The 12,300-nt window shown below is 71.3% G+C and carries 11 protein-coding genes and 2 pseudogenes; 9 read left to right on the top strand and 4 right to left on the bottom strand.

Translation table 11 applies throughout. From position 1 onward, the window contains the following. The first annotated feature begins 78 nt into the window (after nucleotides 1–78). On the top strand, nucleotides 79–1,959 hold the full coding sequence (locus RLT57_RS07110) for an ATP-binding cassette domain-containing protein (protein ID WP_311296512.1): 1,881 nt from the start codon (nucleotides 79–81) through the stop codon (nucleotides 1,957–1,959). 179 nt (nucleotides 1,960–2,138) lie between these two features. Further along, nucleotides 2,139–2,507, top strand: a pseudogene (locus tag RLT57_RS07105) (VOC family protein); the annotation flags it as partial. A 133-nt stretch (nucleotides 2,508–2,640) separates the two neighbouring features. On the opposite strand, the gene RLT57_RS07100 reads toward RLT57_RS07105, so the two are convergent. Next, a complete protein-coding gene (locus RLT57_RS07100; protein ID WP_311296511.1) occupies nucleotides 2,641–3,402 on the bottom strand; it encodes an SDR family oxidoreductase in 762 nt (253 codons plus the stop codon). 367 nt (nucleotides 3,403–3,769) lie between these two features. Between RLT57_RS07100 and RLT57_RS07095 the strand changes: the two genes are divergently transcribed. Both RLT57_RS07095 and RLT57_RS07090 read left to right on the top strand, forming a co-directional pair. Then, a complete protein-coding gene (locus tag RLT57_RS07095) occupies nucleotides 3,770–4,648 on the top strand; it encodes a helix-turn-helix domain-containing protein (protein ID WP_311296510.1) in 879 nt (292 codons plus the stop codon). Continuing rightward, the gene (locus RLT57_RS07090) at nucleotides 4,608–4,973 is read left to right on the top strand and encodes a DUF397 domain-containing protein (RefSeq protein ID WP_311296509.1); all 366 of its coding nucleotides are present in this window, start codon (nucleotides 4,608–4,610) and stop codon (nucleotides 4,971–4,973) included. The genes RLT57_RS07095 and RLT57_RS07090 overlap by 41 nt, the downstream gene beginning before the upstream one ends. 1,106 nt (nucleotides 4,974–6,079) lie before the next feature. On the opposite strand, the gene RLT57_RS33275 is transcribed toward RLT57_RS07090, so the two are convergent. Both RLT57_RS33275 and RLT57_RS07080 read right to left on the bottom strand, forming a co-directional pair. Then, nucleotides 6,080–6,409: a hypothetical protein gene (locus RLT57_RS33275; RefSeq protein WP_399128201.1), complete on the bottom strand. Its 330-nt coding sequence runs from the start codon at nucleotides 6,407–6,409 to the stop codon at nucleotides 6,080–6,082. Further along, the gene (locus tag RLT57_RS07080) at nucleotides 6,406–6,639 is read right to left on the bottom strand and encodes a hypothetical protein (RefSeq protein WP_311296508.1); all 234 of its coding nucleotides are present in this window, start codon (nucleotides 6,637–6,639) and stop codon (nucleotides 6,406–6,408) included. Before RLT57_RS07080 ends, RLT57_RS33275 begins: the two co-directional genes overlap by 4 nt. A gap of 65 nt (nucleotides 6,640–6,704) precedes the next feature. On the opposite strand from RLT57_RS07080, the gene tgmA reads away from it, so the two are divergent. The 4 genes and pseudogenes from tgmA (at nucleotide 6,705) to RLT57_RS07060 (ending at nucleotide 10,193) form a co-directional block, all read left to right on the top strand. Then, nucleotides 6,705–6,965, top strand: a complete 261-nt coding sequence (tgmA, locus tag RLT57_RS07075; protein ID WP_311296507.1) for a putative ATP-grasp-modified RiPP — start codon at nucleotides 6,705–6,707, stop codon at nucleotides 6,963–6,965. A 4-nt stretch (nucleotides 6,966–6,969) separates the two neighbouring features. Further along, nucleotides 6,970–7,929: an ATP-grasp ribosomal peptide maturase gene (gene tgmB, locus RLT57_RS07070; protein WP_311296506.1), complete on the top strand. Its 960-nt coding sequence runs from the start codon at nucleotides 6,970–6,972 to the stop codon at nucleotides 7,927–7,929. Beyond that, a pseudogene (tgmC, locus tag RLT57_RS07065) lies at nucleotides 7,926–9,087 on the top strand (ATP-grasp peptide maturase system methyltransferase). The gene tgmB and the pseudogene tgmC overlap by 4 nt, the downstream one beginning before the upstream one ends. A gap of 266 nt (nucleotides 9,088–9,353) precedes the next feature. Beyond that, nucleotides 9,354–10,193, top strand: a complete 840-nt coding sequence (locus RLT57_RS07060) for a class I SAM-dependent methyltransferase (protein WP_311296505.1) — start codon at nucleotides 9,354–9,356, stop codon at nucleotides 10,191–10,193. A 379-nt stretch (nucleotides 10,194–10,572) separates the two neighbouring features. Here the strand turns inward: RLT57_RS07060 and RLT57_RS07055 are convergent, their stop codons facing one another. Next, a complete protein-coding gene (locus tag RLT57_RS07055; protein WP_399129789.1) occupies nucleotides 10,573–11,514 on the bottom strand; it encodes an NADP-dependent oxidoreductase in 942 nt (313 codons plus the stop codon). Between the two features lie 70 nt (nucleotides 11,515–11,584). Here RLT57_RS07055 and RLT57_RS07050 point away from each other — a divergent pair, with 70 nt between their 5' ends. Then, entirely contained in the window at nucleotides 11,585–12,196 is a 612-nt protein-coding gene (locus RLT57_RS07050; protein WP_311296503.1) for a TetR/AcrR family transcriptional regulator, read from the top strand. The last annotated feature ends 104 nt before the right edge of the window (nucleotides 12,197–12,300 follow it).

The following is a 12,300-nucleotide window of genomic DNA, read 5'->3' as shown; positions in this document are numbered from 1 at the left end:
GCAAGCGCGTACCCCGCCGCGGGCGAGTCCGGCTCAACGGGCTCCGGACGCCGCGTCGGACACACCAGGATGGGGCGGGTGACCGCGTCCTCACCAGTCCCGAAAACCGCCGGATCCCCGCAGCAGGTCGGCTACCGGAGCGACCCGCACGTCGAGGACATCGCCAACGCCTCCTGGTGGCGGATGGCGGCCCGGTTGCCCCGTACGCTCGCTGCCGCGGGCCGCCTCGGCTGGGCCGCCGACCGGCCCGCGACGCTCTGGCTCGGCCTGTGCCAGTTGGTCGTCGCCGCCTCCTCCGTTGTCGCGCTCGGCGCGCTGCCGGGCGCGATGAACCAGCTCTTCGACGGCGGAGCGGTCGCCGACCGGGTGAGCGCGGCCACCCCCGCGCTGATCGTGGTGGCCGTGGCCACCGGGGTGCGGGCCGGAGCCGACGCGCTCGCCGTATACGCCTCCGCCCGATTGTCGCCGGAGGTCGCGACCGAGGCGGACCTCCAGATCCTGGCCGTCGCGCCGGAGGTGGAACTGGCGGCGTACGACCGGCCCGGCTTCATCGACCGGCTCCAGGCCGCGGGCAAGGGTGCCGAGGCGACGGAGGGCCTGATCGGTGACGCCCAGGCACTGGTCTCCGCGTTCGCCCAGCTCGCCGCCGCGGCTTCGGTCCTGACCGTCCTGCACCCCGTGCTTCTGCTTCTGCTCGTGCTGGCCGTTGTCCCCAAGGGCGCGGCGGCGATCACCACCGCGAGGATTCAGCACCGGGCTGACCACCGGAACATCTCGGACAACCATCTGCGCTACCTGCTGCGGTACTACTCCACCGACCGCCGCACCGCCGCCGAGGTCCGCGCCACCACGATGGCCGGCTTCCTCCAGTCCTGGTACCGGGAGATCACCGACCGGATCAAGGCCACCCACCGTGCGGCGGCCCCGCACGTCCTGCGGGTCACCCTGCTCGGCTCCGCCGTCAGCGGGCTGATGCTCGGGGCAACCTGGGTCGCGCTGGGATGGCTGGCGGCCACCGGGCGGATGGACCTGGCGATCGCCGCCACCGCCGTCATCGCGGTGCGCACTTCGACCGGTGCCCTGACCTCCCTGGTCATGGCCTCGGCGCGGCTGTTCCGCACCTCGCTCTACCTGGACGACTGGCAGACGTTCCTGCGCCGGGCGAAGGCCCTGCGCGCCGTACGCGGCAGCACGCCGATCCCGGACCGAGCACCCGCCGTGATCGAGGCGAAGGGCGTCACGTACACCTATCCCGGCGCCACCGCCCCAGCCGTCGACGGTGTCAGCCTGACCCTGCGACGCGGCGAACTGATCGCGCTGGTCGGCGAGAACGGCAGCGGCAAGACCACCCTGTCCGCTCTGCTCACCGGACTGCGCGTCGCGGACACCGGCGGCACGGTGACCTGGGACGGTGTCGACCTCGCCGAAGTAGAGCCGCACAGTGTGTGGTCCAAGGTCGGCTTGGTCCCGCAGGACTACACCCGCTGGCCCATGGATCTGCGGGCCAATATCCACCTCGGCCAACCCCGCGGCGGGGGCGACGCCCTGCTCCTGGCCGCGGCGGAGGCGGCCGGCGCGGACAGCGTCATCGCCGGGGTTCCGTACGGCCTCGACACCTTGGTCGCCGGCTCCAACTGGGGCGGCACCGACCTGTCCGGCGGACAGTGGCAGAGGGTCGCGGTCGCGCGGGCCTTCTACCGCGACGCCGCGATGCTGATGCTGGACGAGCCGACGTCCGCGATGGACCCGCGCGCCGAGCACCTGGTGATCCGCCGCTTCAGGGAACTCGCCGCGGGCAAGGCCGCCGTGTTCGTCACGCACAACCTGGAGAACGCCCGCATCGCCGACCGCATCATCGTCCTCGACCGGGGCCGCGTCGCCGAGTCCGGCACGTTCGAGGCCCTCCTGGACGCAGGCGGGATCTTCGCCGAGCTGTACAAACTCTCCCAGGACCGGTGAGGGATCCGGCTACGCCGACCGGACAGTCGGCGCCGGTTCCGCTCTCCCGGGGGTACCGGCGCTGGTGCGGAACCCCATGGGCATGCCGTCATGCCGGCCGGCGCATCCACTCGCCGCGTCGGCATGCGCCCGGCCGTCGCCGCACCAGGCCCCTCGGGTGGCGCCGTCCCGTCCGGGCGGTGTGCTGGCAGGACGGCCGTACGGAACGTGTGCTCGGGATCGGTGGGTATCTCCCGCGGGCCGGGGATCCGGCGGGCCCGGGGGCCTGGTACCGCGACTGCCTGGGGCTGGACGCGGATGAGAACGGGCTGTGGGCCCAGGGGGCCGGGCCGACGGTGTCCGCGGCGTTCGAGGCCGGGACCGACTACTTCGGGTCCGGCGCCCAGCAGGTGATGCTCAACTTCCGGGTACGCGACTTGGACGCCGTGCTCGCGCAGTTGCGCGCCAGGGGCGCGGACGTGGCGGAGGAGACGCAGGACATGGCGGGCGTCGGCCGGTTCGGCTGGGTCACCGATTCCGAGGGCCGCCGGATCGGGCCGTGGCAGCCGACGCGACCGCCGCACGCCGCCGGAGGGCCGGCGTCTCTGCACTGCTGGGAGGCCGAGGCGAAAAGGGTGAAGGTCGACAACCCGCTCACACCGCGGTCCACCCCGAAGCACATCCTGACGCGGCTTGCCGGCGTCAGCTGGCGGGAGAGATCATGCCGCCGTTGACGTAGACGGTCTGGGCCGTGACCCAGCGGGCACCGGGCGAGGCCAGGAACTGGATGACGGGGACCACGTCGGTGGGTTCGCCGAGGTCGCCGTTGATGGTCATGCCCTTGAGCCACTCGATGGTCTTGTCGGTCTCGGCGTTGTAGAAGAAGTCGGTCTTCTGCGGCCCGGGGGCGACGCAGTTGACGGTGATGCCGCGCGGACCGATCTCCTGCGCGAAGGCTTTCGTGTAGTGCTCGACGGGGGACTTGCTGCCGGCGTAGGCCGCGTAGGTGGCCGCGGTGACGGCGACCTGCGTGGTGATCATGTTGATGATCCGGCCGTTGTCCGCCATCTTCCCGGCGGCTTCCCTCATCTGGAAGAACGGGATCTTGGCGTTGATCGCGAACAGCGCGTCCCATTCCGCCTCGGTGCAGTCGGCGATGGGCTTGCGGACGATCATTCCGGAGGTGTTGACGAGAATGTCCCACCTGCCCAGTTTCTCCAGGGTGGTATCCACCAGGCGGGTGATCTCCGTCGGCCTGGTCAGGTCGGCCTGGAGCGTCTCCGCCCGGACCCCTTCGTCCCGCAGCTCATCCGCGACCTGCTCGGCGGCCTTGCGCTTGGAGTCGCTGTTGTAGTGCACCATCACGTCCGCGCCGTCTTTCGCGAGCGCGGTCGCGAAGAGCTTGCCCATGTTCGCCGAGGCACCCGTGACGATGGCGACCTTGCCGCTGTGTATACCGGGCATATCATCACCTTCTCCTTGAAGTGGATGTTCCATGGGCAATGTATGACGGCGAGCGGCGGTGCGCATCGCGGGCCGGGACCGTTCGCCGCGGGCGTCCTTTTGGTGCTGACGCTGACGTTTTCGTCGGACGGCGGGGCAGGTCCGGGGAAGGGGGGTCCCGGTCTGCCCCGCCGTGCCGCGGGCGCGTGGTGTCCGGGCCGTGGGGCGTGGGCCGTTGGGTGCGGGCCGCGTCGGGAGATCGTCCGCAATCGAACATAAGCTACTTGGTGCGTAGTTATGTGAATCCACCGCGTAGTCAGTGCGAAGTCGCTACGGTGGTTGTCAGCTCCGCAGGAGCTCACGCCGTCGCACACAGGGGAGCAGTGCCATGGCCAGTCGGCAGCCGGGGAAAGCGAAGAAGCTGGACGTCACGGCGTCCTCAAGGGAGCTGTACGGGGCCGAGCTGCGCTACAAGCGCGAGCAGGCCGGGCTCAGCCTGGAGGAGATGGGTGCCATGCTCTTCATCACCAAGAGCCACCTGTCCAATCTGGAGGTCGGGCAGCGCCGTATTCAGCTCGACATGGCGAAGGAGCTGGACAGGATCCTCAACACGGACGGGTTCTTCGTACGGAACCTGGAGGCGGGGCGGTCGTCACCGCACCCGGAATTCTTCGCGGATGTCGCCGAGTTGGAGACCTTCGCGGCGGGCATCTGGGAATGGGAGCCGCTCCTGGTGCCGGGTCTGCTCCAGACGCCAGCCTATGCGGCGGCCGTCATCCGCGCGTATGACCCGGTCGCCACTGACGACGTGGCCAGGGAGCGGCAGACGGCTCGGATGGAGCGTGCTGGGATCTTTGCCAATCCGAAGACACCACGCTACTGGGCCGTACTGGATGAAGCCGTGATCCGCCGACCGGTCGGTGGGTCCACTGTCATGGCTGAACAGCTCCGCCACCTCATCGCGATGATTCGCCGCAACCGGATCATCGCCCAGGTATTGCCATTTGGCGCGGGCGCGCACGCGGGCATGACCGGTCCGCTGAAACTGATGACGTTCACGGATGACACCCCGATGGCGTACTACCAGGCGCAAGAGACTGGTTCCTTGACCGACAATCCGGCAACTGTCAAGCGCAGCGTCCTGACATACGATCTTCTCGGAGCGGCGGCCCTGTCGCCGGAAGCTTCCCTGACCCTCATCGAAGCGGCAGCCGAGGAGTACGAACATGGAGCCCAAGTACGGCCTGCGGGCGGTGGCGTGGCGTAAGAGCAGCTACAGCGGTGGTGAAGGTGGCAACTGCATCGAGGCCAGCGACAGCCTGACCACCGCCAGCTGGCGTAAGAGCAGCTACAGCGGTGGTGAGGGCGACGACTGCATCGAGGCCAGCGACAGCCTGACCACGGCCCGCTGGCGTAAGAGTACGTACAGCGGTGGCAGCGGCGGCAACTGCGTCGAGTTCGCCGACAACCTGCCCGACGTGATCCCGGTCCGTGACAGCAAGGACCCGCACGGGCCCGCGCTCACCTTCACGCCCGCCGCCTGGACCGCCTTCGTTCAGGCCACCGCCCGCGGCGAGTTCCCCACCGCCTGACGCCCTACCCCGGCGCCCCGGGCGGGAGAGGCACCCCCTCTCCCGCCCGGCCGCCTCCTACTGGGCGCCCGCCCCTGGACCAGTTCGCCATGGGCGGGTTGGCGTTGCGCGGTTCCGCACGTCTTCTGACCTGGCGACTACAGGCACCGCGCCACCACAAGAACGACGGCCAGGTCGGGATCAAGCCGGCACCGGGCTCGACGCCCCCCGGCAGCCGTGCGGGCTCGAGGACAACCAAGAGTGCGGTCCGGGAACCCCGCCCAGCACGTGCAACCCCAGGAATGGCCACCAATGACCCCCGACGCCGGGTTTCGGGCTCTGCTCCACCCGCACACGGGTGAGGTGTCCGAGATCCGCCCCACGACGTACGGGCACAGCTCCGACCTCACAGCCATGGTGGAGTGCGAGAAGGGGCCGTTTTTCGTCAAGGCGATGCGTAACCGGCCGGGGGGCCGAAAAGACTCCATCACGCGGGAGCGGCTCGTCAATGAATTCGTGCAGCCGATTTCACCGCCCCTCCGGTGGTCTTCGGAGACCGCGCTATGGAGCGTGCTCGGGTTCGAGGCCGTCGAGGGGCTGCCCTCGGAACTCACCCCGGGCTCGCGGGATCTGCCCATGGTGATCGGACTCGTCAACGCCCTCGGATCGCTTCCCCTCCCTGCGGTGGCGCGGGACTGGGCCGAGACACGGTGGGACAGGTTCGCGGCCGGCGCGGCGGATACGGAGTCGTTCCGGGGGGAGGTGCTGTTGCACACGGACATCAACCCCGACGACGTACTCATCGGGGGCCGGAGCGGTTGGCTGGTGGATTGGTCATGGCCGACGCGCGGTGCGGCTTTCATCGACCCGGCCGTTCTGGTCCTTCAGCTCGTCGCGGCCGGGCACGCTCTGCAAGCTGCCGAAGCCTACGCAGCCCAGTGCCGCGCATGGGCCGAAGCGGACGCCCGTGCGATCGACGCCTTCGCCTCGGCGAACCTCCGCAGTATCAGAGCTTCGTGGAGCGGCGGCCGGACGCGGCCTGGTTCCAGGCCATGGCGGACGCCACCTGATCCTGGACGGCCCACCGCGGAGTGCGGGTCAGTGTCCGGCGGCGGTGACGCGGTTGCTCAGGCGGTTCTCGGCGACGGCCGGGAGGCGCCCCTCCCCGGGACCGTCGCGGCAGGGGCGGCAGCCAGGCCCGCCGCTCCCAGCGCAGCGAGCGCGTACACCGCGGACAGCCGACGGCTGTTGCTCCAAAGGCCCTCGGTGGGCGCGACCGGGAACATGCCGGCGTGGTACAGCTCGGCGCTGGTGGTGGCCACGCCGAGATCGAGGCTGCCGAGAGCGATCGCGGCCGAGCACGGCCGCAACCCGTGGCCCATCTGGTGGAAGTCCCAGATGGTGCGGGCATCGGCCCGGTCCGCGTCGCTGATCGCTGCCTCCTGATGGGCGGTCACCTGTACTCCTCGCCGTTGCGGACGGACTTGATGCTGCGCAGTTGGTGTCTCAGGCCGTATCGGGCGGCGATGGCTGAGGCCCGGTCGAGTACGGCGTGCCCGCTGCTGCGGGTGGCCGGGTCGGTGAGCAGGATGTGGGCGTGCGCGGTTTCGATCTGGACGCGCTGGAGCGGAGTCTCGAAGTGCAACAGGTGGTCATTCCCGCAGATGCCGTTCAGCGGCACGCTCAAGACGTGCACTCTCAGGCCCGTCCATCCGTTTCGCCCCACCTTCCGCTCCGCTTCAAGGAGACGCAGTGACGACCGCCGCCGAACAGCCCACTGCCTGCCGCCCGTGGGGCGCCGGCCGGCTCGCGCCCTACCCCACCACCTCTCACCGTCCGCATGTTTCGGTCGTCATCGACCTTGATACCCAACTCGGCGTGTTCCGCGACCGCGCCGGCTTGGTGGTCGACATGGGTAAGCACGGAACCAGCAAGGGCACCGAGACCTCGACCACCACGAATTCGGACTCCGCGAACGACCACGGCCACGACCAGGACTCCGAGCAGGACTGACGACATGGCCGAGGAGAAGCCGGTCCTGGTGGCCACTGAGGCGGACGACCTGACCGCCGACATGGTGATCACCGAGCTCAACCGGCGGAATGTACCGGTGGTCAGGCTCGACCCAGCCGACATCGGCGCCGGCCTGACGGTCTCGGCCCGGTTCGGCACCCGCCCCACCCCCGTGGTCGGGCAGGTACGCACGTCGTCGAGGACCGCTGACCTGGCCCGTGTCCGAGCGGTGTACTGGCGCCGCCCGCACTGGCCGGACTTCTCCCACCTGGAGCTTGATGACGCCCGGTTCGCCGCCGCGCAAGTCCGCTACGGACTGGGAGGCAGTCTGTACGCCTTGGACGGCCCGCTCTGGGTGAATCACCCCCTGCGCATCGCAGCTGCCGACTACAAGCCTGCCCAACTCGCCCTCGCTCAGCGGATGGGTCTCGCCGTGCCACCGACTCTGGCGACCAACGACCCGGACGAGGCACGGGAGTTCGTCGGAGCCCACGACGAGGTGCTCTACAAGCCGCTGCGGTGGACGCCCTATGCACGGAACGGGGTCCCGCTGACGGGGTGGGCGGAGCCGGTCACGGCCGCCGAGATCGACGACAGCGTGCGCGTGACGCCCCACCTGTTCCAGACCCGTGTGGACAAGGTCGCCGACCTGCGCGTGCTGGTCGTCGGTCGGCGGACATTCGCCGTACGGATCGCATCCGGCCTACTGGACTGGCGCAAGGACTACAGCGCCCTCACCTACGCCGTGGAGCACCTGCCCGACCGGGTGAACGCGGTGCTTCTCGCCTACCCGGAGCGGCTCGGCCTGGTGTCGGGGAGCTTCGACCTCGCCGTGGACCGGGCGGGGGACTACTGGTGGCTGGAGCTGAACCCGAACGGCCAGTGGGGGTGGCTGGAGTCGGAAACCGGCCTTCCGATGTCCGCCGCCTTCGCTGATCTCCTCACACAAGGAGGCGCCACATGAACAATTCCGCCGCCGAGCGCCGCCGTCTCGCCGCGTTGCTGGCGCAGAACGGCGTCCTCGTGTCCCCGTGGCTCCGCGTCGCGGTCGAGGCCGTACCGCGCGAACTGTTCCTTCGGCCCGGCGTGTTCCTCGACGAGGGAGACGCATGGCGACCGGTGATCTCAGCCGATACCGACCCGGCGGAATGGCTGAAGATCGCGTACAGCTACGACACCCTCACCACGCAGCTCGACGGCCACCTCACCGCCGACCAGGCAACCGACCTCGTTGAGGGCGTACCGACATCCTCCTCCACCACCCCGGCCACCGTGGTCGGCATGATCGAGAGCCTTGGTCTGGAGGCCGGCCACCGTACTGGAGATCGGCACCGGCACCGGCTACTCCGCGGCTCTGATGTGCCACTACCTCGGTGCGGACAACGTGGCCACGGTCGAGGTGGATCCGGGGGTGGCGGAGCGCGCGGACGCCGCGCTGGAAACGGCGGGCTTCTCGACGTGGGCCGTCACCGGCGACGGCCTCCTCGGGTATCCCCGCAACGCGCCGTATGATCGCGTGATCGCCACCTGCGCCGTGCGCCGCATCCCGTACACCTGGGTCCGGCAGACCAGGCCCGGCGGCATCATCCTGAGCACCGTCGGCTCCTGGCCGTACGGAACCGGTCTCGCCGAAGTCACCGTGGACGGGAACGGTACGGCCGAGGGCCGGATCATCGGCCGGTCCTCGTTCATGCAGGCGCGGGCCCAGGCCGTCGTACCGGTGGCCGGTGATCTGTCGGCACGGACGGCCTATGCGGACAGTGAGCGGCAGACCAAGGTGCCACCCACCCTGCTCGACGACTGGATGCCCGCGTTCCTTGCCCAACTCGCCGCCCCCGGCGCACAGCTCGTCCGTGCCGCTCGGAGCGACGGGACCGGACTTCTGTACCTCTTCGACCCGGAGCGCGAGTCCTTCGCCCAGTTCACCGCTGCCGGCCTCGGCTGGACGGTCCGGCAGGGCGGCCCCGTGGCCCTGTGGGACGCCGTCGAGGAAGCCCTCGTCGCGTGGCAGGGCGCGGGCAGTCCCGACATCGACACCGTGCGGCTCCAGGTCACCGCCGCTTCGCACACGTACCGGATCGGGGACAGCCCGTCGCTGCGCTGGGAGCACCGCCTCGCCTGAACGGCATCGGGGCGGCCGGGCCGCCGGGATCGTTACCCGCCTGACATAGCAGGCACCCGCCGCCGATCAGCTCCGGGAAGGCGTCGCCAACCGGTCCTGACCGGCCGCCCCGGCGTACAGCTCATCCGTAACGCCGATCCGCACAGGTGCTCCGGCCCTCGGCTCCCACGGGAGCGGACGCCTGCCCGATCCCGCCGCCCCTGCCGCGCGCCCGTCCGGCCAAAACGGCGGGACTGGGCGGGCGGACATCGCATAGCCTGCACCGCATGCCCGACATCAGCATGCCTTCGCGACGTGACGACCATCCCGAGGCGTCCCGGCGGGAGCGTCTGGGACGGACGTTCGACGAGGACGCGGAACTGTACGACCGGGCCAGGCCGGGATATCCGCCACGGCTGTACGACGACCTCGCGGAACTCGCGGGCGCCCGTCCCGGCAGTCGCGTACTGGAGGTGGGCTGCGGAACCGGCCAGGCCACGGTCCCCCTGGCCGACCGGGGCTGCCGGATCACGGCCGTCGAGGCGGGACCGCACATGGCCGCGGTCGCCCGCCGCAAGCTGGCCGACTTCCCGGCGGTGGAGGTGGTGACGGCCGCATTCGAGGACTGGCCGCTGCCGGCGGAGCCGTTCGACACGGTTCTCGCCGCGACCGCGTTCCACTGGATTGACCCGGCGGTGCGAGCGTCCAAAGCCGCCGATGCCCTGCGTCCCGGCGGGGCGCTCGCCGTGGTGCGCACCCAGCATGTCAGGGGCGGTACCGAGGAGTTCTTCATCGAGGTCCAGCGCTGCTACGAGCGCTTCGACCCGGAGACACCGCCCGGCCTGCGGCCTCCCGCGGCCGACGATGTCAGCAACGCGGACCATGCCGAGGAGGTGGCGCGAAGCGGCCGCTTCGGCCCCACCGTCTTCCGCCGCTACGAGCGGGACCTCACGTACACCACGCCGGAGTACCTGGATCTACTGCGGACCTACTCGGGCCACCGGGCCCTTCCGGAAGCAGCCCGGCGCGGCCTGCTGGCGGCCATCGCGGACCTGATCGACGGGCGTCACGACGGCAGGGTGACCAGGCGCTACCTCATCGAGCTGGGGGTCTCCCACCGGCGGTGACGCCCGTTGGCGCGTCGTGGCGCCGCCCGGTGTCCGCTTCGGGTCCCCGCCGGCCCGGACACGTACCGGATCGGGGGCAAGGCGCCGCTGCGCCGGGAGCACCGCCTCGCTTGAGTGGCATCGGGGTGGTCGGGCCGCCCAGCCGGTTACCCTCCTGGAGAGCAGGCGCCGAACCGTAAAAGACCGGGATGGACGACGAACCGCTGTCGGAGTGGGCGGCGGCGCGACGCGAGGATCGGGCGGCTTCGCGCAGTAGCACGCGTTCCGGGCGACCACCCCCGGGGCGCCCGCCGGAACCCGGAGGCCCCCCGCGTCATCCAGCGGCAGCACGCCCGCGGCCGGCGGCCGGGGCCCTGGCCGGCCCCGGCCCCGGCCCCCCTCAGTTCATCAGCACGATCTTCGCCCGCGCGTGCCGGCTCTCGCTCAGCTCGGGTGCGGCTGCCGCCTGGGGGAAGGGGAAGGCCGCCGCGACCGGGACCCGCAGTCGGCCCTCGGCGGCGAGTGTGACGGCGAGGGTGAGGTTGTGCAGCGCCAGCGGGTCGGCGGGGGCTCTCAGGGCGGCGGTGGTGTCGTCGGCCGGCACTCCGTACGACAGGTGGACGCCGTGGGCCGCCGCGGTGAAGTCGGCGATCGTCACCACCCGCGCCGGGTCGCCGGCGATGGCGACGAGGTCGGGCAGCGCCCCGCCGGCGCAGTCGAAGACCGCGTCCACTCCGGCCGGCGCCAGCGCGCGGACCCGTGCCGCCAGCCCCGTCCCGTACGTCGTCGGCTCGGCGCCGAGGGACCGCAGGAAGTCGTGGTTGGACGGGCTCGCTGTACCGATGACGGTGGCGCCGCGGGCCGCCGCGAGCTGGACGGCGACGCTGCCCACCGCGCCGGCCGCGCCCCGCACCAGCACGGTCTGCCCGGGGGCGACCGCCAGCCGGTCCAGGACCCGGGTAGCCGTCTCCACGCCGCCGGCCGCGCCGCCCGCCTCCTGCCAGCTCCACGCCGCCGGTTTGGGCGCCCACGCGGTGAGGACCGCGAAGTCCGCGTTGGCGCCGCGCGCCGCCGTACCGGTCATGCCGAACACCTCGTCGCCGACCGCTGTGCCCGTGACGCCGTCGCCGGCCTCGTCGACCACGCCCGCGGCGTCGAACCCGGTCCGGTACGGGAAGGTCATGGGCACGACGTCACGCAGCGTGCCGGCGCGGATGTACGTCTCGCCGGGCGAGATCCCGGAGGCCCGTACGGCGACGCGGACGGTGCCCGGCCCGGCGTGCGGCTCCGGCACCTCGGCGACGTGCACGACGCCGGGCGGACCGTACTCGGTGAACTGGATCGCTCTCGTGGGCCGGACCGTAACGGAGCACCCCGTCCGGTTGGCTCAAGTGAGAGAGGTGACGACGCAAGTGGTGACAAAGCTCCGCTCGGATGCCCGCGACAACCTCGACCGCATCCTCGTGGTCGCCCGCGCGGCCTTCGCCGCCGAGGGCCTCGACATACCGATCCGGGAGATCGCCCGGCGCGCGGGGGTCGGCGTCGCGACCGTCTACCGGCACTTCCGGACGAAGGAAGCGCTGCTGAACGAGGCGTTCGCCGAGCAGATGGCCTCCTGCTCGGCGATCGTGACGGAGGGCCTGGCGGCGGCCGACCCGTGGCGCGGGTTCTGCCTGGTGATCGAGAAGCTGATGGCGGTGCACGCCCTGGACCGCGGCTTCGCCCGCGCCTTCACCTCGCCGCCTCCCGACGCGGTCGACCTCACCGCGGACCGCGACCGTACGCTGCGGCTGCTGCTCGAACTGGTACGGCGCGCGAAGGAGGCGGGGCCGCTGCGGGGGGATTTCGTGGTGGAGGACATCAGCCTGGCGCTGACGGCGAACGAGGGCATCCGCGCGGAGTCCCCCGAGATGCGGCTGGCGGCCTCTCGCCGCTTCGCCGCCCTGATGCTCCAGTCCTTCCGGGCGGACCCGGTCCCGGCGCCGCTCCCGCCGGCGGTGCGGCTGCCGCTTTCCCGGGGGTAGCGGGGGTTTTGCGGGGGTGCCGGGGGAGCGGCGGGCACGGCGACGGCGGGGGCGGCCCACACCCGGTCCCGCACCTGATCCCGGTCCCCTCCCCGTCCCCGTCC

It is taken from the genome of Streptomyces sp. ITFR-21 (assembly GCF_031844685.1).
Taxonomy (GTDB): Bacteria; Actinomycetota; Actinomycetes; order Streptomycetales; family Streptomycetaceae; genus Actinacidiphila.
The sequence above is the reverse complement of the archived record's forward strand: the minus strand, read 5'-3'. Positions and strand labels throughout refer to the sequence as shown.